The following is an 18127-nucleotide window of genomic DNA, read 5'->3' on the forward strand; positions in this document are numbered from 1 at the left end:
GACAAGAGATCTTGGGAAGGGCATTCGCCCTTCGGTATTGGAGGAGAACCATGGCAGCTACTTGCCAGGTGACCGGCGCCGTTCCCGGCTTCGGACACAACATTTCGCACTCGCACCGACGCACCAAGCGTCGCTTCGACCCGAACGTTCAGACCAAGAAGTACTACGTACCGTCGCTTCGCCGCAACGTCACGCTGACCTTGTCCGTCAAGGGCATCAAGGTGATCGACGCTCGTGGCATTGAATCGGTCGTCAAGGACCTTCTCGCTCGTGGGGAGAAAATCTAATGGCCAAGCAGCATGACGTCCGCCCGATCATCAAGCTCCGTTCGACGGCCGGCACCGGTTACACCTACGTGACCAAGAAGAACCGTCGCAACGACCCCGACCGTCTCGTACTCAAGAAGTACGACCCCGTAGTGCGCAAGCACGTTGACTTCCGTGAGGAGCGCTAAAAATGGCGAAGAAGAGCATGATTGCCAAGAACAACCAGCGCAAGGTTATCGTCGAGCGCTACGCCGCGAAGCGCCTTGAGCTCAAGAAGGCCCTCGTCAACCCGGCCGGCACCGATGAGTCCCGTGAAGCTGCTCGCCTCGGCCTGCAGAAGCTTCCCCGCAACGCGTCGCCGGTTCGCCTGCGCAACCGCGACGCGGTCGACGGTCGTCCCCGTGGACACCTCAGCAAGTTCGGAATCTCCCGCGTGCGTTTCCGCGACATGGCTCACCGCGGCGAACTGCCCGGCATCACCAAGTCCAGCTGGTAACAACGCACCAAGCCGCTTAGCCGGTCATTCGGAACCTCGGTTCTGAAGCGAGAGGATGTCGACTCCGGTCGGCATCCTCTTTTTTCGCCCACAGCGAAAATGAAGCCGTTACGGCAGCCAAACCGGCTGGAAACGCCGCAAATCCGCGGAATTCCGCGGTTGTCTGCTAGATTCAACCCGGTCCAACCGGCCAAACGGAGTCGCTCCTCGGAGCGTCGCCCGCAATACGTGAATCCCTGTTTTTACAGACAAAGGTCCGAGGAGGACACTCAATGGCTGACAAGTCGCTGAACAAGACCGAGCTCGTTGCCAAGGTTGCCGCAGACTCTGGCCAGAGCCAGGCTGCAGTTGACAGCGTTCTGAACGCTTTCTTTGCAACTCTCGCCGACACCGTCGCGAACGACGGCAAGGTCACGATCCCGGGCTGGCTCGGAGTCGAGCGCACCGCTACCGCAGCGCGCACCGGCCGCAACCCGCAGACCGGCGAAGAGATCGCCATCGCCGCGGGCCACCGCGTCAAGCTGACCGCTGGTAGCAAGCTCAAGGCTGCCGCCAAGTAGGTCGCGAACCAAGAAAGCAGGGCGTCGCCTTCGGTCGGCGCCCTGCTTTCGTCTGTGACGTCACACGTCAGCGTGCCTCGTGGAGCGTGCGTCCACCGGGCACGGTTAGGCTGAGTCAGTGCCTCGTCTCGTGCGTATTTCCGGTCCGGTAGTGCTTCTGCTGGTCGCGACGCTGGCGACGCTCGTCGCGCTAGCCTACGGTGGCGGCGCTTCGGCGCAACTGCTGGCCGATCCGGGACCAGTCGTGCGGTGGGGTCTCCCGCTGGCCAAGCTCCTCGTCAACCTCAGCGCCGCCGGCACCATCGGCGCCCTCGTGCTCACCCTTTTCGCCCTGAGCCCTCGGGAACCCGAATACAACGCGGCCCTCGATTTCGCCGCCGGGTCCGCCGCCGTCTTCACCGTGGCATCCGCCCTCACCGGTTTCTTCACCTTCCTGCAGGTGACGACCATTCCGCTCAGCTTCGATGACCGGTTCAGCGCCACCGCCGGACAGTTCTTCAGCGACATCGAGATCGGCCAGGCCTGGCTGATCACCACCCTGATCGCGGCCTTCGTCACCGTCTTGTGTTTCGCGGTGCGTTCACTGACCGGGCTCGTCTTCGTCACGGTCCTCGCCGTGGCTGCCCTGGTGCCGATTGCACTACAGGGGCACGCGGCCGGCGCCGAGGGGCACGACGTGGCCATCACCGCCCTGGGTCTGCACCTGGTCTTCGCCGCGGTCTGGCTGGGCGGGCTGCTGACCATCATCGTGCTGCGCAAGCAGTTGGCCGGCGGCCGCCTCGATCCGGTCATCGCGCGCTACTCCTCGCTCGCCCTCGTTTCCTTCATCGTCGTCGCTGCGTCCGGCTACGTCGGCGCCGAACTGCGGTTGGGTGCCTGGGACCGGCTGCTCTCGCCCTATGGCATCCTCGTTCTGGTCAAGGTCTTCGCCCTCACCGTGCTCGGCGCGTTCGGCGTGCTGCAACGCCGGTACGTGATCGGGCGGATGCTGCGGAGCACCCCCGGAGACGCCCAGACCCCCGCACCTCGCCGGAGCGTCTGGTTTTGGTGGCTCATCGTCACGGAACTGGCGTTCATGGGGCTCGCCTCCGGGGCTGCCGCCGCCCTCGCCAAGACCGCGACGCCGGTCGAGCAGATCACGGCGACCGAGATTCCCACCTCGACGCCCGCCCAGATCCTGACCGGCGAGCTCCTGCCACCGCCGCTCACTTTCAGCCGCTACTTCACCGAGTGGAACTTCGACCTGGCCTGGGTGCTGTTCTGCGCGTTCGGCATCTTCTTCTACGTGGCCGGGGTGCGCCGCCTGGCCCGCCGCGGCGATAAGTGGCCCGTCTTCCGCACCGTGCTCTGGGTGACCGGCATGCTGATCCTGTTCTACATCACCAACGGCGGCGCGAACCTCTACGCGAAGTACCTCTTCTCCTCCCACATGCTCATGCACATGGCCCTGACCATGCTCGTGCCCGTCTTTCTGGTGCCCGGGGCGCCGGTCACTCTCGCCGCCCGGGCCATCCGCAAGCGGCAGGATGGCAGCCGCGGCGCCCGCGAGTGGATCCTGTTGGCCGTGCACTCGACGTACGCGGGGTTCCTGGCCAATCCGCTGGTCGCAGCCGTGCTCTTCGCCGGTTCACTCTGGGTGTTCTATTACTCCTCGCTATTCAGCTGGGCGACGACCGACCACATCGGCCACGAGTGGATGATCGTGCACTTCCTGATCACCGGCTACCTGTTCGTGCAGTCGCTGATCGGCATCGACCCGGTGCCCTACCGCCTGCCCTACGCCGGCCGCCTGCTGCTTCTTCTGGGCACGATGGCCTTCCACGCCTTCTTCGGTGTCACCATGATGACGGGCACCGGGCTGCTCCTCGCCGACTGGTACGGGGCCATGGGGCGCGATTGGGGGCTCAGCGGCATCGAGGACCAGCAGATGGGCGGTGGCATCGCCTGGAGCGTCGGCGAGATCCCAACGATCGCCCTGGCCATTGCGGTGGCCATCCAATGGAGCCGCAGCGACGAGAAGGAAACCCGCCGCAAGGACCGAAACGCCGCCCGCACGGGCGACGCCGAACTGCTCCAGTACAACGCGGGCCTGGCCCGCCTCGCCGCGCACGACCGCTCGGAGTAGCAAGAAAGCGTTCAGCAGGGCAGCCGCCGCCGGTCAGCGCAGCTGGAGAGCGAGCGACCCGTCCGGGTTCACGGTCACGCTGATCGCGACCGCAAAGGCCACGTCCTCATCCCGCACCTCGACATCGCCGTCGAAAAGCGACTGCACCTCCACCACAATGTGCGCCTGCCCCTCGGTGTCGGGCATCTCGAAGGTGGAGTCGCCGGCCACGAGGGTGACTGGGGGATACTGGGCGATCGACCAGATCGGGTCGTCTCGCACCCGGTCGTTGATCTCGATGCCGAATGGGCAGTTCGTGGGCTGCAACACCTGTTGCGTGGTGCAATCGTCGAGGAAACGGTCCAGCTCGGCCTGGACCTGACCGATGAATTGGGCGTTGGGCTGGGCGTCGACCGTGACATCCGTCACCCCGGACGCGACGACCGGCACCGTCTGCGAGGCCGCGTCGAGCAGGGTGGAGGTGTGCTCGAACGAGTAGAGGGCTGGTGCGAAGGCCAGGTAGGCCGCCTGGTTCGAGAACATTTCCGGCGCGCCATCGGCGGCGTGCGCACGCGTGTCGAGGGTCAGCCTGTTCACCGAGAACGTGGCCTGCTGCAGCACGTTCACTCGCAGCACGGCCAGCGGGCTGGTGGTGAAGCGCCAGCTGTCGAAAACGCCGAAGAACGTGCCGGCGCTCTCCACCTGGAAGGTCATCGCCGCGGGTGTGCCGTTCAGCCGGAACTCGTAGTCGACCGTGTGCCGTCCGTCGGCCGACTCGTCGTCAGCGGTCAGACGGATGTCGGTGAGCTCCCCCAGCACAGAGTTCCGCAGCAGGGTGTCCGGCAGGTCCTTCGGCAGCGCGGCCGCTTTGAGCTCCGCAGCCGTGGGTTTGACCCCGGGAAGCAGCAGCGCACTGGCGGTGTCTTTGCGGGCCAGGGCGTCGAGATACTGCCCCACGAAGCTGCCGGCGCTGTAGAGGTCGCGGTTGAGCGACCCGATCGTCGCGACCAGGCCTGCGCCAAGGAGGGCGGCAACGATGACCACGGCCACGATGGCGCGCCGCTCGTTACGCCGGCGCCTGCCGTCCCGGTTGCTCACCCCCACATCCTACGGGGCCGGTTCTCCACCAACCCGTAGACCGGGGCCGACTCGTGCAGCCGGGCCGGATACAGTGGTATGTCCCGTCCGCACCCCATCGAAAGCGCCCCCGTGTCTGAGATTCCGCTGTCGCGCGAGCAGGCCGAAGTGTTCGAGGCCATCGAGGGAACCCGGCAGAACGTGTTCGTGACCGGGCGCGCCGGCACCGGCAAGTCGACGCTGCTCAATCACCTCGCCTGGAACACGAGCAAGCAGATCGTGATTGCCGCTCCCACCGGGGTGGCGGCCTTGAACGTGGGCGGCCAGACCATCCACTCCCTGTTCCGCCTGCCGATCGGCGTGATCGCCGACAACGCGATCGACCAGTCCGACCAGGTACGCAAACTGCTCAACACGATCGACACGGTCGTCATCGACGAGGTGTCGATGGTCAACGCCGACCTGATGGATGCGATCGACCGCAGCCTGCGTCAGGCGCGGCAACGGCCGAACGACACGTTCGGCGGCGCGCAGATCGTGCTCTTCGGCGACCCGTACCAGCTGGCCCCGGTGCCGGGGGATTCCGACGAGCGTGCCTACTTCGCGGACACCTACCGGTCGATGTGGTTCTTCGACGCGAAGGTCTGGCAGGTCGCCGACCTGCGCATCTTCGAGCTCACCGAGGTGCACCGGCAGCGCGACGCCGACTTCAAACACATGCTCAACGCGGTGCGGCACGGGCAGGTCACGGCCGAGATCGGCGGCGCGCTCAACGCCGCGGGCGCCCGCACCCCGCCGAGGGAGGGCGTGATCACGCTGGCCACCCGCAACGATTCCGTGAACCGGATCAACGCATCCGCTCTCAAACGCCTCCCCGGCAAGGCGCTGACCGCCAAGGCCGACGTCACCGGCGACTTCGGCGGGCGCACATTCCCCGCCGACGAGGTGCTCGAGCTGAAGGTCGGGGCGCAGGTCATGTTTCTGCGCAACGACTCCAACCAGGACGGCGGCCCGCGCTGGGTGAACGGCAGCATCGGCACCGTCACTCGGGTCGATTCGACGGTGTACGTGGACATCGACGGCGAAACGCACGAGGTCGAACCGGCGGTGTGGGAGAAGTTCAAGTACACCTACAACCCGACCACGAAGAAGCTGCGCAAAGACGTCGTCGCCGAGTTCACGCAGTTCCCGTTGCGGCTGGCGTGGGCGGTCACCATCCACAAATCGCAGGGCGCCACCTATGAACGCGCGGTCGTCGACCTCGGCGCGCGCGTGTTCAGCCCCGGCCAGACCTATGTGGCCCTCAGCCGGCTGACCAGCCTGGACGGCCTTTATCTGACCCGTCCGCTGCGCCCGAGCGACATGATCGTGGACGAGAACGTGCAGCGGTTCATGCGCGGCCCGCACCCTACCGAGACCCCCTGCCCGGTCACCCCCGCCGACTAGCCCCGTGTTTACCGCCGCGGCTGCCCTTCTCGCGGCTGCCTCTCCCGCCGCTGCCTACGCACCAATTCGACGGAGATTTTGCCGAAAACGGTGCAGAACAGCCCAAAACTAGAGTCTCTAGCCCAAAATCTCCGTCGAATTCGTTAGGGACGAGGGCGGCAGTAGGGGCAAGAGCGAGAGCCGAGGGGCCGCCGGCAGCAATACGGTGCGGCCGGACGGCGGCGTGGGTACACTCCGTCGTGCAGGGGCGCTCCTGTGTGGGCCGCGACGCGACGGGGGTCAGGCGATGAAGCTCGGACAGGCACCGATCAGCCAAGCCGCAGCCGGCCTTGTACCAGCCGGCTCCGCACCTCGTCACGCGAGCCCCCACACACGCCACCACCGCGTGCCGGCTCTCGTCGTGAGTGCCGCCCTCGTGCTGACGGCGTGCACCGCGGCGACGGATGCGTCCCCGGAGGCCCGCGCGCAGGCGGCGGCCCCGTTCTCGTCCGAGGTCACGTCCCGGCTGGATGACGTGCTCGCCGAGGCGAAGACCCTGTCCGGTTCCTCGGGGGCCATTGCCGGTGTCTGGGCGCCGTGGGCCGGCACCTGGGTCGCGTCGCCCGGGTCCGTCTCGAGGACGACACCGGGTGCCCTCACCCCGGAGATGCGATTCCGGATCGGCACCAACACGACGGCGCTGACCTGCACGGTGCTGCTCCGGCTCGTCGAGGAGGGGCGGGTGCGCTTGGAGGATCCGGTGTCCGACTACGTGCCCCGGGTGGTGGGGCTGGACAAAATCACCCTCGGGCAGCTTTGCCGCAACACGTCCGGCCTGGCCGATCACGCCTCCCTGATGGCTCCGCAGATTATGGCCAACCCCAGTCGCAAATGGTCGACACGTGAAGTCATCGCGAGCGGCACGGGCGCACCTCGGGTGGCGCTGCCCGGCGGAACCTGGTCCGCGTCGGATACCGGGGTCGTGCTGCTCGGTCTCGCCCTGCAGCAGGCAACCCGACGCGACTGGCCGTGGCTCTACCGGCACTACGTGTTCGAACCGCTGGGCATGACGAACACCAGCCTGCCATCGCCGGGCGAGCTTGCGATCCCGGGGCCGAGTCCCCGCGGCTATGCCGCGGCCCTTGATCCGGTCGGCAGGGCCCGCTGTGGGAGCGTGCTCGATGTAACGCAGCTGTCGCCCTCGGTGGGCGGAGTGGCGGCGGGGGCGGTCTCGAACCTCGACGACCTGAAGATCTGGGCGCAGGCGCTGGCCGCGGGGACCCTCCTGTCGAAAACATCGACGGATGCGCAGTGGGCGCCGGTTCTGCCGGGTGCCGGAGCCCTCTCCTGGCATCAACACGGCCTCGGGGTCGAGCGGTTCGGCCCGCTGCTCGGTCAGTCCGGGGAGATCCCCGGTTTCATTTCGGCGGCGATGGCCGACCCGGTCAGCGGACTCACGGTAGTGGTCTCCTTCAATAATTCGACCTCCGGCCGCGGGTTCGCCGAGGCGGTCGCCCGCCGACTTGCCGCGGTCGCCGGCGCTGCGCCCGCGTCCGGAGAGGTGCCGGCACCCCAGCTGAACCTGCCCTGGACCGAAAACCAAGTCGCCGGCGAAATCCGGGCTGTCGCCGTCTGCGGATCGCAGCAGCCGGACTAGAAGGGCTGCCGGGTCCAGCGAGACCCGGGAATTATCTTTGGCCCGCAGCCGGTCAGTGGTGGGAGTGCGGTGCGCCGGGCAGAACGGCGGGGCCCGAGTGACCGTGGGACCCGTGCGGGACCGCCTGAGTGCCGGCATCCGTCGCGGCCAGGGCCGGAGTGGTCAGGCCGGAAACCAGCAGGCTGCCGAGCGTCAGCGCGGCCAGGAAACGCCAGCCCTGCGGTGCGGGTTCGGTCGCCCCGGTCACCCCGGCAGGGGTGTCGGATGCCGCCGTCCGGCATCTGGCACGCCGCCGGGTGAGGGCAAGGGAGACGGCCACGAACACGCCGAACGAGGTGGCGATGGTCATCGGGAAGACCGGCAGCACTGTGGCGTCGGCCGGCACCGCCGAGGTGCTGCGGAGCGCCACCATTGCAGCCCAAATGACGCCAGGGAGAAGGGCGGCGACGAGGGCCTGGTTCGGCCAAAGATGCCTTCCTCGCACGAGCGTCGCCACACCCCAGCAGAGCTCGGCGACGCCGAGCCCGACGAAGGTGACGGCGAGCAGGGCTGGAGCGCCGGCGCCCACGGCCAGGTGAATAATCCCTGCCCCGAGGGCGGCGAAAGCGATCCAGAGGCGCGTGATCTGCGTCATGGGATTCCTGTCCGCGGTGTGGGTGGCGCGCGTGGGCTAGACGGTGACCGTGCGCGGTACCGTCTTGTCGGCTGCGAGACCGGCTCCAAGCAGCACGATGGCGCTGGTCAGATGCAGGAAGTGGTCGGCCGTGTTAAGGGCGAGGATGTTGAGCGCGGTGTCGGCGATGAAGAAACCGACAATTCCGAGGAGCAGGTACACCGCACCGACCGTGGTGTTGACGGCCTTTGCGGCGGGGGCCGTGGCCAGGCCGGCGATCAACAGTGCTGCGCCGATCAGGAGGTGGGCCGTGTTGTGGAGAGGGTTGACCGCGAAGATGCCGAGAAGCAGGCCGCCATCGGTGGCGAAGAAGTCGACGCCGCCGGTCACGAAGAAACCGAGCACGCCGACCAGAACGTAGACGGCACCGAAAACAGTGGCAATGATGCGGTTGGGGGATGTACGCATGAGAAGACCTCCAGTAGATGTCACGGTGCATCCGTGCTCGCCCATTGTTCGGAATCAACGACGGTTCGGTTTGGCCGGACACCGGTGCGTAGCCGTGACCACCGGATAGGATCACCGGATGGGAATCAGCGCGGATACAAAAGATTGGACCTGGGTGCTGGAGCGCCCCTGCCCGGAGTGCGGTTTCTCCGCCGCCGACGTCGATTTCGCGCACATTCCGCGGCTGGTGCGCGAGAACGCGGCCCGCTGGCAGCCGGTGCTGCAGCGAACGGATGTCGCGTCGCGCCCCGACGAGCAGACCTGGTCTGCCCTGGAATACGCGGCCCATGTTCGCGACGTGTTCCGCATCTTCGACGAGCGTCTCACCCTCATGCTCGCCGAGGACGACCCGGCTTTCCCGAACTGGGACCAGGACGCCACCGCGGTGATGGAGCGCTATAACGAGCAGGAGCCGGCGGTCGTGGCCCGCGAACTCGCCGAAGCCGCGGCATCCGTCGCCGGCTCTTTCGCCGCCGTTCCGCCCGCAGACCACGGCCGAACCGGTCGCCGCAGCGACGGTGCCCGGTTCACCGTCACCACGATGGGGCAATATTTTGTGCACGATCCGGTGCACCACCTGCACGACGTCGCCGGCGGCTGACGCCACCGGCACGCAGAATGCCGGCAATCGGACGCCAGCAGGCACGAATCAACAAAAAATAAGCGCGAACGAACCGGAGCACCCCCTAATAGTGCGCCCGTTCGTTCGCGCTTGTCGCGCTGCCGTGACTTAGGCCCGGCGGCGACGCCCCGTGAGTGCGCCGTAGATCACGAGAACGATGACGGAGCCGGCGATGGCGAGAAGCCAGGTCGAGATGTCGAAGAAGTTCTCCAGACCCGTGCCGAAGATGACCGAGCCGAGGAAACCACCGAGGAACGCGCCGAGCACGCCGAGGATGAGGGTGATGACCCAGCCGCCGCCCTGGTTGCCCGGCAGGATTGCCTTGGCGATTGCGCCGGCGATGAGTCCGAGAATAAGGAATCCGATGAAGCCCATAATTTGTCCTTGCGTCTCTCTGTTGTTTGCGAACTGATGAAGGTCAGTTCTGGTGAAGTGGGGAAAAGAGCCGGACTAGTCCGGGGTGTCTGCCTCGTCGACGTCCGCGACCGTGTCATCTGACGCCTGGTGCACGTCCTTGACGGTCACATCGACCGAGGTGACCTGCATGCCGACGATTGTCTCGATCGCCGTCTCGACCGCGTTGCGCACTGCGCCCGCGACCTTTTGCAGTTCGTGCGGGTACTCGACGACGATGGAGATCGCGATGGATGCCGCGGCGCCCTCGGTGGTGACGCTCACCCCGGGGGAGAGGTCGGCGACGCTGAGGGCTTCCCGGATGGCGCCGAGAGCCCGGGCCGCGCTTCCGCCGAGCGCGTGAACGCCCGGCACCTCGCGTGCGGCGATGCCGGCTACCTTCGCGACGACGCCATCGGCGATGACAGTCGTCCCTGGTCCGGTTGGGGGGACGGCTGGTCGTGCGGAGGTCGTCTGTTCAACGATGGCAAGCTCCAATCTGTCGCGGCGCGTGGCACGAGCCGGGCGACACTAGTATGACGTGGGTCGACGGGAATTCGTCACGCTAGCGCCGAAAGAAAGTTTTTGCGGGGCAGTCCCGAAGGTCGGTTCTCAGGCCGAAACCGCGAACTCGACGGTCGTTGTGTGGCTCTGGCCGGCGTCCAGACGTACCTGGTCCCGGCGTACGTTCGCGGTTTCCACGCAGACCATGCCGGGCCACTCGTCGTCGCCGAAGTCGCTCATCCGGGCGGCCTTGTCGGCCCAGGGGTTCCAGACCACGGTGCTGTCGGATCCGTCGGATTCGATCGTGACGGTGCGGCCGTCCGGGTCGGCGACGGTGGCGCTGCCGCGGCTGCCCAGATAGAGGCGGTCCGTCTCGGTGCCGAAGCCCAGGGGGTTGTTCTCCGCGGGCTCGGTCAGAGCGGTCAGCTGGTTCAGGAACGCGGTGCCCTGCAGCCCCGAGACCGTCGTGCCGCGCACATTGCTCACTCGCAGATAGGTGTGCAGCGCTTCTTCGTAGCTGAGCGCATCCGTCTCCCGGTTGGTCACCCGGAGAGCGAGGGTCAGGCGGGCGCCGACGGTGACCGTGTAGCGGGCCTCGAAACGGTGGGGCCAAGCCGAGGTGCGTGTGGCGGGAGTGTCGGTGAGGCTGAAGGTGAGCACGACGTCGTCGTCGGATTCGTGGGCGTCCACGAGCTCCCACTCGATCAGGCGGGCGAAACCGTGCGACGGCGCGGCCGGATCGAGCGCGTTCGCACCGAACCAGGGGAAGCAGATCGGCACGCCGCCGCGGATCGCGGCGGTGGCCTCGAACCGGCTCAGGTCGCTCAGGAAAAGCACCGGCCGGCCGCCGGCCGGGGTGAAGTCGGTGACGTGCGCGCCGTGCAGGTAGATCTCGGCGGAGCCGGCGCGACCGACCACTCTCACCACGGTGAGGCCACCGCGGCCCTCTCCGATTCGAACGGATGCGGGCAGAGACCTGGGTGCAGCGCTTACGGAGGACATGAGCCCATTTTCGCGCTTCCCGCGACCCAGCGCCTAATGCCGATCGACGCCTCGCTGTGCAGCGTCAGTGAAATCGCCTTCGACCGGAACTACTGGGCGCCATGGATGAGCAGGGGGAGTGACCACAGCGGCTGACGTGACTTCTCGAGTCGCGTCGGCCGCTGCGTCAGCCGGTCAGGTCCCCGCCCAGAGGCGGTCAATCGCGCAGGTACTGTTCCAGGCACGGCACCTTCAGCAGGGCCAGTGCGCGCTTCTCGATCTGGCGCACCCGTTCCCGGGTCACGCCCTGAACGACGGCGATCTGGTCCAGCGTCTGGGGCGCGCCCCCGTCGAGACCGAACCGGGACATCAGGATCGACCGCTCCCGCGGCGGCAGGGCACTCATGTAGAAAACGATGTCCGAAGCCCGCATGGTGAGCACGGCATGCTCCTCGGGCTGGGGGAGGTCGTCGTCGATGATCAGCTCGGAGATGTCGCCGAGACCATCGCCCACCGGCGACTGCAGGGACATCGGCTCGTTGTCATAGCGCAGCAGGCGCATCACATCGGCCGGCAGGATCTGCGAGGCCTCGGAGAGCTCCGCCACGGTGGGTTCGCGGTCGAGGGTGCTGGTGAGGTCTCGGCGGATGCGCTTGATCTTGTTGAGCTTCTCCGCGGTGTGCACGGGGATGCGGATCATGCGGGATTTGTCGGCCATGCCGCGGTGGATGGCTTGGCGGATCCACCAGGTGGCGTAGGTGGAGAATTTGTAGCCGGTCATGAAGTCGTATTTTTCGACGGCGCGGACGAGGCCGATGTTGCCGTCCTGCACGAGGTCCATGATGGGCATTCCGCGTCCGGAGTAGTGCTTGGCGATGCTGACCACCAGGCGCAGATTCGCTTCGATGAAGTGGTTCTTCGCGCGGCGGCCGTCATGGGCAAGCCAGGCCAGCTCGCGGAGGAGAGAGGGTTCAATTTCGCCCTGCTCGCTGCGTTGCTCGGCGAACAGGCCGACTTCGATGCGTCTGGCCAGGTCGACCTCGTCCTCGGCGGTGAGGAGCGAAACGCTGCCGATTTTTCTCAGGTAGTCGCCGAACGCGTCCGTCGCTGCACGGTTATACGTGGCAACGGATGATGCATGTGCGGTAATGGTCATGGGTTCCTCCAGTTCGGGCTGGAACATCAGTACATATCCTGGGCGGGACTGCGTCGAGGGCCTTGACTCGGCCGGGAAGAAACCGAATAATGCTCGAGAACTGAATCAACCGTGCAGGGCGACATAGGTGATCAGGACTCGCACCGTTGTGACAACCGCGTAGTCGCGCTCGGGGATGTCAACGCCTGTCGCCTCGTGGATCGTCTCGATCAGCCGCAAGAAGTCCAGCGAGTCGAGTTCCAGATCCTGGCGCAATCGCGCGCCCTCGTCGAGATCGTCGGTGTCGACATCCGGCGCCACCTGGCGGATGGCCGCATACACGGCCGCTCGGGCCTCCTGTTCGGTCTGTTCGGTCATAGCTCCTCCGGGTTCTGCAACAGTTCGTCGATCCGGGCGAGGAATCGCCCGCCGCGCGCCCGGCTCACCAGGTCCCGCAGCTGTTTCATCAGCACCTCCAGCGGCAGGGTGTCCGCGTCGTGCGGCGCGGGGGCAACCAGGCCACCCCGGCGCAATGCCACGGCTACGCTCAGGTGCACTGCGGCGCTCGGTTGGAAGGAACCCTCGGTGAAGAAGCCGTTGACCTCGGGGACGTCCCTGACGGCCAGCCCGGAGGCCTTCAGGAGCAGGGCGGCCGGCACGAGCCGCTCAGCGATCGGGCGGGCGGAGTTGTACTGCTCCATCCAGGCCAGTGCCGCCCGCAAATCCAGGGTGGTGCTCAGGTAGTAGTGCGGGATGGTCTTCTTCGAGCGCGCCATCAGCGACCCGATGGCGCGGAGCAGGCCCGCGGCCCGCTCGGCGGCATCCGTTGGAGCGGCGGTTGGCCCGGCGGTTGGTGCGATCACTGGTGCGGCGGCCGGCTCTGCGACGGGTGGCGCGGTGGTGACGTTGCGCACGTCGGCCTCGGTGACGGCGCCCCCGGCGCCGGTGCCCGGCACGACTGCCAGGTCCACGCCGAGACTCTTGGCGACGCGCCGCACGAGCGGGGAGGACCGCACCCGGCGGACCGTCAGCGGGGTTACTGCCGGGGCAGACGGTTGTTCGGCAGGCGGCCGGTGCCGGGCAGGCGGTTGTTCGGCGGTCGACAGCGCGGCTGCGGCCTGCTCCACGTCGGCCCGGGTGAGGGCGCCGTGCTTCCCGGTTCCGTGCAACGCGTCGGTGTCGATGCCGAGCCGGTGTGCAAGCTGGCGCATAGGGGGAGACACGAAGCCCGGCACCGGGACCGCCCGGGCGAGCGCCGGGGCCGGCGCGGACGTGGTCGGCACCGTGGGCTCGACCTCGGCCGCCGGGGTCTGGGTGATCCGGGCGAGTGGTGCGCCGACCGGAACGGTCGTGCCGACCTCGACGAGCAGCTCGGCGACCACGCCCTCCTCGAACGACTCCACGTCGATGTCCGCCTTCTCGGTGTCGACGACGGCGACCATGTCGCCGCGATGCACGCAGTCGCCCGGCTTGACCAGCCACTCCACCACGCTGCCCTGCTCCGTGTCCGCGCCGAGCGCCGGCATCCGGAACTCACCCACGGGTGCCCACCGCCTCCCGGGCGGCGGCGATGACGCGTGCGGCCGACGGCGGGGCGGCCTGCTCCAGGTGCCGGGCGTAGGGCAGCGGCACCTCGGCGCTGCAGACCCGGCCGACCGGAGAATCCAGGTCGAAGAAGGCTGTTTCGGTGATGCGGGCGCTGATCTCGGCCGAGATGCTGCCGCTGCGCCATTCTTCGTCGATCACGACCGCGGTGTCGATGTCGACCACGCCGGCGTCATCGTCGAGCTCGCCGGCAGTGTTGTAGAGCGAACCAGGCTCGAAGATCAGCACCGGGTCAGGGTCTTGCAGGGCGCTCCACAGCATCCCGCGGGCGTCGGCCAGGGACGACGGAGTGAGGATACGCAGGCCCGGGATGTGTGCGTACCAGCCCTCGAGGCCGTGGGAGTGTTGGGCGGCCAGCTGGCGCCCGGCGCCGGTGGTCATGCGGATCACCACGGGCACACTGAACTGCCCGCCCGACATGTAGGACAGGGTCGCCGCGTTGTTCATGATCTGGCCGAGGGCGAGCAGACTGGGGTTGACGGTCATGATCTCGACGATCGGGCGCATCCCGCCCAGGGCCGCGCCGATCCCGGCCCGCTCGAACCCGGTTTCCGAAAGCGGGGTGTCCCGGATGCGTTCGGGCCTGAATTCCTCTAGCAGACCCAGGCTCACCGCGAAGCAGCCGCCGTGGGCCCCGACGTCTTCCCCCATCATGAACACCCGGTCATCGCGCGCCATCGCCTCCCGGATGGCCGCCCGCATGGCCTCGCGATAGGTGGTTTTCATCTCGGCATCCGTTTCATGATCGTTCCTGCTCGGTGACGTCTCTCTCGGTATACACGTGGCGGGTGAGGTTTTCGACCGGTTGCGCGGTGCCTGCCTCGGCGAAGTCGACGGCGGCCTGCACCTCGGTGTCCACGGATGCCTGCAGGTCGGCCCACATGCGCTCGGGGAGCTCGCCGGCGGCCTCCAGCGCGGCGCGCAGCAGGTCGATCGGGTCGCGCTCCAGCCCCTGGGCCACCTCGGCCTTCTCGCGGTAGCGCACGGGGTCGATCATCGAGTGTGCCCGGAAGCGGTACGTGCGGAGCTCGAGGAAGTGCGGTCCGGCGCCGGCTCTCACGGCGGCGACGGCGCGCCGAGTGGCTTCCTCGACGGCGCCCTCGCCGAAGAAGCAGGCGGTGACGCGGGAACGGCCCGCCATCTTGTCGGCCAGAGCCAGACCGATGGCGAGAGGAAGACCGCCGGCGACGATGGCGTTGCCCCCGAAGAACCGGGTGGCCGCGTCGAAAAGGTGCATGGACCCGCTGCGGCCCCGGCAGCATCCCTGTTCGAATCCGTACATCTCGGCCAGGATTGCGCCGGCGGCGACCCCTCGCAGCAGCGCGTGGCCGTGTTCGCGGTTGGTCGCCACGACGGCGTCCTCCGGTTCGAGCGTCACCAGAACGCCGGCTGCCACCGCCTGATCGCCGATGCAGACGTGCATGAACCCGCGGATCTTGGGAAGTGAGGTTGAAGTCCAGTTCCCGCGGCGCCACGGCCGGGCCGAGGCGCCGCGGGCGAAGCCGATGATGTCCAGGCGCAGAACCTCGCTGGGCTCCCACTCTGTCTTTAGTGCCACGAAGGCCTTGACCACCTCGCCGTCAACCGGATCCGGGATGCCGATCACACCGGCTTCCGCCACCGCCTCGTGCTCCATCAGCGAGCTCTCCATCTCGAAGGGCCCGATCAGGTGCCCGGACGACTTGATGACGTCGTCTCCGCGGCCGACAAACCAAAAGTACTCGTCGGAATCCCGTCGGGCGAGGTCGCCGGTGAGGCACTAGCCGCCGGCGAAAGTTCGTCGGTAACGTTCCTCCTCGCCCAGATACCCGCGGAACATCGACGGCCAGCCGGGCCGCAGTGCCAGCTCGCCCAGGGCATCCATTTCGGTCACCAGCACGACCTCGCCGCCCCGCATCAGCGGCGCGCCCTGCTGGTCGCGGGCGCCCAGCGCTGCCTCGACGCCGGGCAAAGGCCGCCCCATCGAGCCGGGGCGGATGGGCGTGGCCGCGTAGTTCGCGATCATGATCCCGCCGGTATCGGTCTGCCACCAGTTGTCGTGCACGGGTTGCCTGAACGTCTCCTGGCCCCACACCACGACCTCCGGGTTGAGCGGCTCACCCACGCTGGCCACGAACCTCAGCGCGGACAGGTCGTGGCCGGCGGCCCGGTCTGAGCCGGCTTTCATAAGCATTCGCAGGGCGGTCGGCGCCGTGTACCAGACGGTCACGCGCTGCTCGGCGAGCACCCGGTACCACCGGTCCGCGTCCAGCTCCTCCTCGTCGACGATGGCGGTCACGCCGTGCACCAGCGGAGCGATGATGCCGTAGGAGGTGCCCGTGACCCAGTCGGGGTCGGCGGTACACCAGTAGACATCACCGGGGTGCAGGTCGAGGGCGAACCGGCCGGTCGCGTAGTGCGCGGTCACGGCGTCGTGCACGTGGATGGCACCCTTCGGGGTGCCGGTGGTGCCGCTCGTGAAGCGCAGCAGAGCCATGTCCTAGCTCTGGGTGGCGGCGATCTCGATGTAGGGCGGGGTCTCCCGCAGCTGGGCCGCCAGATCGAGCTTGCCCGGGTCCGGATGGCCGTCGGCGTCGACCAGCAACACGTGCCGCGGGTCCGGCAGCTGGACCCGGATCGGCGCCACCTTCTTGCGGTACAGCGCCCGCGTTGTGACCAGGGCCCGGCCGCCGCCGAGCTGGAGCCGTCGGCGTACCGGCTCCGGCCCGAAGGCGGAGAACAGCGGGCAGAAGACGCTGGCATTCTTGAACGTGCCGAGCACCGCGACGTAGAGCGCGGGAACGCGGCCGAGGAGGGAGAAGACCCGGTCGCCCCGCCCGATGCCTAGGCCCCGCAGCACGCTGGCGAAGCGGCCGGTCTGCTCGGCGAGCTCTGCATAGCTCAGGGAGTGGGTCTTGCCGTCGCCGCGCACGAAGCACAGGGCCTCGTGAGCGGCCCTGGCACCGGCGGCATGCCGGTCAACCGCCTCGTAGGCGATGTTGAGCCCCCGATCGCCGGGCAGCCCCGAAAGAGCGTGGCGGGCCTCGTCCCAGGTGAAGGCGGCGCAGGTCTCGTCATAGTTGACGAGGTTGGGCGGCACCGTGAGGGCGCGAACATTCTTGGGGATGGTGGGCCAGCGTGTCGAGGCTTCGGTTCCTGCCGTCATGCAGCCCATGAGACCCCCGTGGGCACGTGGGGCGTAGGGTATCGCCATGGCCTCCTTTGAGCGGATTGTCGACGAGGGCGTTCTCATCGGGCTCTCCGCGGCGCGCATGGCCGTGAAGAACCACATCATCGTGGGGGCGCTGCGTGAGCACCGCGACTTCGCCGATGCCGATTACACCGCGGCCGTCCGCTCCGAATTGGTCCGGCTGGCGACGCAGAACGAGGAAGATGCCGAGCGTGTCGGCCGGCAGCGGAAAGTCCTGAGCCGGCAGCGGAGCGCATTCGAGATCACCGACGATGACAGGCTCCACGTGCGCCAGCTGGCCTTGCGACGGAGTGTGCACCTGAAGCTCGCCGGTGCCCTACGGGCCGTGGCCGCCGACGACGAGCAGGTCGCCGACCTGCTTAAGCGGGCCCGCACGGACGCCAGCGAGGAAATCGGCGCCGCGCTCGCCGCCCGGCTGGTCGAACAGGTTGTCGACCGCCGGGAGCCCGACTACGCGCAGCGGCGGGCGGAACGGGTGCGGGTTCTGGTGAACACCGATCTGGCGGCGCTGATGTCGAACCGTCGGGCAGGGCTGGATTCCGGACGCTGACGGTCCCCTTAGCGGGCGGTTCGGGGCTGGACCTTCTTCACCACGCTGGACTTCAGCCGCATTGAGCCGAATGCGTCCACCTTGCAGTCGATGTCGTGGTCGCTTACGCCATCCAGCAGACGGATACCCCGCACCTTCGCGCTCACCGTGATGGCGGTCGCGCTGCCCTCATGCGTGGGTTAGGCCCGGCCGAGCCGACACATGTGGCCAACTCAGGACATCCGTCAGCCAAGTCCATCGGCCGCCACGGACCAGTGCGGAACCGGGGCGGATGTTCGGCCCGGCCGGACGGATCTCCTGAATTGGCCACAACGCGCGCCGGATGAGCGGCAGCGCGTGCGCGCTTCGCACCTCCATCAGCCGCTCCACCCCGTACCCCGGACGAATTCGACGGAGAGCCGAGATTTTGCCCAAAAATGGCCGTAAATCCTGAGAAGAAGCC

General features: G+C 67.7%; 20 protein-coding genes and 2 pseudogenes. 9 read left to right on the top strand and 13 right to left on the bottom strand.

Annotated features, from left to right (window positions below; all coding sequences use genetic code 11):
* Positions 1-50 precede the first annotated feature (50 nt).
* The 5 genes from rpmB (at position 51) to E3O54_RS07535 (ending at position 3447) form a co-directional block, all read left to right on the top strand.
* Positions 51-287, top strand: coding sequence for a 50S ribosomal protein L28 (gene rpmB, locus E3O54_RS07515; RefSeq protein ID WP_104099753.1), 237 nt, complete (start codon positions 51-53; stop codon positions 285-287).
* Positions 287-454 carry a 50S ribosomal protein L33 gene (rpmG, locus tag E3O54_RS07520; protein ID WP_104099752.1) on the top strand — a complete coding sequence of 56 codons (168 nt, stop codon included), beginning with the start codon at positions 287-289 and terminating at the stop codon, positions 452-454. Before rpmB ends, rpmG begins: the two co-directional genes overlap by 1 nt.
* 2 nt (positions 455-456) lie before the next feature.
* A complete protein-coding gene (rpsN, locus tag E3O54_RS07525) occupies positions 457-762 on the top strand; it encodes a 30S ribosomal protein S14 (RefSeq protein ID WP_104099751.1) in 306 nt (101 codons plus the stop codon).
* 272 nt (positions 763-1034) lie between these two features.
* The gene (locus tag E3O54_RS07530; protein ID WP_104099750.1) at positions 1035-1322 is read left to right on the top strand and encodes an HU family DNA-binding protein; all 288 of its coding nucleotides are present in this window, start codon (positions 1035-1037) and stop codon (positions 1320-1322) included.
* 118 nt (positions 1323-1440) lie between these two features.
* Positions 1441-3447, top strand: a complete 2007-nt coding sequence (locus E3O54_RS07535; RefSeq protein ID WP_174720201.1) for a cytochrome c oxidase assembly protein — start codon at positions 1441-1443, stop codon at positions 3445-3447.
* 33 nt (positions 3448-3480) lie between these two features.
* Here the strand turns inward: E3O54_RS07535 and E3O54_RS07540 are convergent, their stop codons facing one another.
* The gene (locus E3O54_RS07540) at positions 3481-4524 is read right to left on the bottom strand and encodes a hypothetical protein (RefSeq protein ID WP_134401304.1); all 1044 of its coding nucleotides are present in this window, start codon (positions 4522-4524) and stop codon (positions 3481-3483) included.
* Between the two features lie 111 nt (positions 4525-4635).
* Between E3O54_RS07540 and E3O54_RS07545 the strand changes: the two genes are divergently transcribed.
* Positions 4636-5949 (top strand): ATP-dependent RecD-like DNA helicase, encoded by a 1314-nt coding sequence (locus E3O54_RS07545; protein ID WP_104099748.1) that lies wholly within the window; start codon positions 4636-4638, stop codon positions 5947-5949.
* 400 nt (positions 5950-6349) lie between these two features.
* Positions 6350-7585 (top strand): serine hydrolase, encoded by a 1236-nt coding sequence (locus E3O54_RS07555; RefSeq protein ID WP_158250214.1) that lies wholly within the window; start codon positions 6350-6352, stop codon positions 7583-7585.
* Positions 7586-7637: 52 nt separating this feature from the next.
* Here the strand turns inward: E3O54_RS07555 and E3O54_RS07560 are convergent, their stop codons facing one another.
* The gene (locus E3O54_RS07560) at positions 7638-8219 is read right to left on the bottom strand and encodes a hypothetical protein (protein ID WP_134401305.1); all 582 of its coding nucleotides are present in this window, start codon (positions 8217-8219) and stop codon (positions 7638-7640) included.
* A gap of 36 nt (positions 8220-8255) precedes the next feature.
* Positions 8256-8666 carry a DUF4383 domain-containing protein gene (locus tag E3O54_RS07565; protein ID WP_104099744.1) on the bottom strand — a complete coding sequence of 137 codons (411 nt, stop codon included), beginning with the start codon at positions 8664-8666 and terminating at the stop codon, positions 8256-8258.
* Positions 8667-8784: 118 nt separating this feature from the next.
* Here E3O54_RS07565 and E3O54_RS07570 point away from each other — a divergent pair, with 118 nt between their 5' ends.
* On the top strand, positions 8785-9306 hold the full coding sequence (locus E3O54_RS07570; protein ID WP_134401306.1) for a DinB family protein: 522 nt from the start codon (positions 8785-8787) through the stop codon (positions 9304-9306).
* A 129-nt stretch (positions 9307-9435) separates the two neighbouring features.
* Here the strand turns inward: E3O54_RS07570 and E3O54_RS07575 are convergent, their stop codons facing one another.
* The 9 genes and pseudogenes from E3O54_RS07575 to E3O54_RS07615 form a co-directional block, all read right to left on the bottom strand.
* Positions 9436-9702: a GlsB/YeaQ/YmgE family stress response membrane protein gene (locus E3O54_RS07575; protein WP_104099742.1), complete on the bottom strand. Its 267-nt coding sequence runs from the start codon at positions 9700-9702 to the stop codon at positions 9436-9438.
* A 75-nt stretch (positions 9703-9777) separates the two neighbouring features.
* Positions 9778-10218, bottom strand: a complete 441-nt coding sequence (locus E3O54_RS07580) for an Asp23/Gls24 family envelope stress response protein (protein WP_134401307.1) — start codon at positions 10216-10218, stop codon at positions 9778-9780.
* A 114-nt stretch (positions 10219-10332) separates the two neighbouring features.
* Complete coding sequence (locus tag E3O54_RS07585; protein WP_104099740.1) at positions 10333-11226, bottom strand: D-hexose-6-phosphate mutarotase; 894 nt, start codon at positions 11224-11226, stop codon at positions 10333-10335.
* A gap of 196 nt (positions 11227-11422) precedes the next feature.
* Positions 11423-12361 carry an RNA polymerase sigma factor RpoD/SigA gene (locus E3O54_RS16555; RefSeq protein WP_104194766.1) on the bottom strand — a complete coding sequence of 313 codons (939 nt, stop codon included), beginning with the start codon at positions 12359-12361 and terminating at the stop codon, positions 11423-11425.
* Between the two features lie 105 nt (positions 12362-12466).
* Positions 12467-12718, bottom strand: coding sequence for an acyl carrier protein (locus E3O54_RS07595; protein WP_134401308.1), 252 nt, complete (start codon positions 12716-12718; stop codon positions 12467-12469).
* Positions 12715-13881 carry an E3 binding domain-containing protein gene (locus E3O54_RS07600; RefSeq protein WP_134401309.1) on the bottom strand — a complete coding sequence of 389 codons (1167 nt, stop codon included), beginning with the start codon at positions 13879-13881 and terminating at the stop codon, positions 12715-12717. The genes E3O54_RS07595 and E3O54_RS07600 overlap by 4 nt, the downstream gene beginning before the upstream one ends.
* Positions 13874-14671, bottom strand: coding sequence for an alpha-ketoacid dehydrogenase subunit beta (locus tag E3O54_RS07605; protein ID WP_134401310.1), 798 nt, complete (start codon positions 14669-14671; stop codon positions 13874-13876). The genes E3O54_RS07600 and E3O54_RS07605 overlap by 8 nt, the downstream gene beginning before the upstream one ends.
* Before the next feature lie 13 nt (positions 14672-14684).
* Positions 14685-15581: a thiamine pyrophosphate-dependent enzyme gene (locus E3O54_RS07610; RefSeq protein ID WP_241976793.1), complete on the bottom strand. Its 897-nt coding sequence runs from the start codon at positions 15579-15581 to the stop codon at positions 14685-14687.
* Between the two features lie 123 nt (positions 15582-15704).
* Positions 15705-17219 (bottom strand): annotated as a pseudogene (locus E3O54_RS07615) (AMP-binding protein).
* On the opposite strand from E3O54_RS07615, the gene E3O54_RS07620 reads away from it, so the two are divergent.
* Positions 17137-17685, top strand: a complete 549-nt coding sequence (locus tag E3O54_RS07620) for a hypothetical protein (RefSeq protein WP_134401312.1) — start codon at positions 17137-17139, stop codon at positions 17683-17685. The pseudogene E3O54_RS07615 and the gene E3O54_RS07620 sit on opposite strands and share 83 nt — an antisense overlap.
* 8 nt (positions 17686-17693) lie before the next feature.
* Here E3O54_RS07620 and E3O54_RS07625 read toward each other — a convergent pair.
* Positions 17694-17855, bottom strand: a pseudogene (locus E3O54_RS07625) (PhnA domain-containing protein); the annotation flags it as partial.
* Positions 17856-18127: the final 272 nt, after the last annotated feature.

Origin of the sequence: Cryobacterium sp. TMT2-4 (genome assembly GCF_004402575.1) — a bacterium.
Taxonomy (GTDB): Bacteria; Actinomycetota; Actinomycetes; order Actinomycetales; family Microbacteriaceae; genus Cryobacterium; species Cryobacterium sandaracinum.

Excerpts from the sequence above, each read along its gene's own strand:
- rpmB (WP_104099753.1), top strand. The coding sequence starts at position 51 with ATGGCAGCTACTTGCCAGGTGACCGGCGCCGTTCCCGGCTTCGGACAC.
- rpmG (WP_104099752.1), top strand. The coding sequence starts at position 287 with ATGGCCAAGCAGCATGACGTCCGCCCGATCATCAAGCTCCGTTCGACG.
- rpsN (WP_104099751.1), top strand. The coding sequence starts at position 457 with ATGGCGAAGAAGAGCATGATTGCCAAGAACAACCAGCGCAAGGTTATC.
- E3O54_RS07530 (WP_104099750.1), top strand. The coding sequence starts at position 1,035 with ATGGCTGACAAGTCGCTGAACAAGACCGAGCTCGTTGCCAAGGTTGCC.
- E3O54_RS07560 (WP_134401305.1), bottom strand. The coding sequence starts at position 8,219 with ATGACGCAGATCACGCGCCTCTGGATCGCTTTCGCCGCCCTCGGGGCA.
- E3O54_RS07565 (WP_104099744.1), bottom strand. The coding sequence starts at position 8,666 with ATGCGTACATCCCCCAACCGCATCATTGCCACTGTTTTCGGTGCCGTC.
- E3O54_RS07570 (WP_134401306.1), top strand. The coding sequence starts at position 8,785 with ATGGGAATCAGCGCGGATACAAAAGATTGGACCTGGGTGCTGGAGCGC.
- E3O54_RS07575 (WP_104099742.1), bottom strand. The coding sequence starts at position 9,702 with ATGGGCTTCATCGGATTCCTTATTCTCGGACTCATCGCCGGCGCAATC.
- E3O54_RS07585 (WP_104099740.1), bottom strand. The coding sequence starts at position 11,226 with ATGTCCTCCGTAAGCGCTGCACCCAGGTCTCTGCCCGCATCCGTTCGA.
- E3O54_RS16555 (WP_104194766.1), bottom strand. The coding sequence starts at position 12,361 with ATGACCATTACCGCACATGCATCATCCGTTGCCACGTATAACCGTGCA.
- E3O54_RS07595 (WP_134401308.1), bottom strand. The coding sequence starts at position 12,718 with ATGACCGAACAGACCGAACAGGAGGCCCGAGCGGCCGTGTATGCGGCC.
- E3O54_RS07605 (WP_134401310.1), bottom strand. The coding sequence starts at position 14,671 with ATGAAAACCACCTATCGCGAGGCCATGCGGGCGGCCATCCGGGAGGCG.
- E3O54_RS07610 (WP_241976793.1), bottom strand. The coding sequence starts at position 15,581 with ATGGAGCACGAGGCGGTGGCGGAAGCCGGTGTGATCGGCATCCCGGAT.
- E3O54_RS07620 (WP_134401312.1), top strand. The coding sequence starts at position 17,137 with ATGGCCTCCTTTGAGCGGATTGTCGACGAGGGCGTTCTCATCGGGCTC.